The 235-nt window shown below is 62.6% G+C and carries 1 protein-coding gene; it reads left to right on the top strand.

Translation table 11 applies throughout. From position 1 onward, the window contains the following. The first annotated feature begins 87 nt into the window (after positions 1-87). On the top strand, positions 88-213 hold the full coding sequence (locus tag QCD70_RS19135; protein WP_301219232.1) for a hypothetical protein: 126 nt from the start codon (positions 88-90) through the stop codon (positions 211-213). Positions 214-235 lie beyond the last annotated feature (22 nt).

Raw genomic sequence — 235 nt, 5'->3', positions numbered from 1 at the left:
CTCGAGATGCGATCCGAGCTCGTCAAGGTCTGGATGCGCACGAGCCGACGTCGTTAGCCTGATGCCTCGACAACCATTGGGAGCACCATGAACACCTCTTCACACATCAACCAGGTCAACGAGTCCATCGCCACCCTCGGAGCGGGGCCCTTCAAGACCTACAGCTCGAAGGACACCGAGAACGGCGCAGTGCTCACGGTGCCCCTCGGGTGACGCGTGCGGCGCACCGACTTCG

The sequence above is a fragment of the Agreia sp. PsM10 genome (genome assembly GCF_030433855.1).
Lineage (GTDB): Bacteria > Actinomycetota > Actinomycetes > Actinomycetales > Microbacteriaceae > Agreia.
This window is presented reverse-complemented; position numbering and strand designations above follow the sequence as displayed.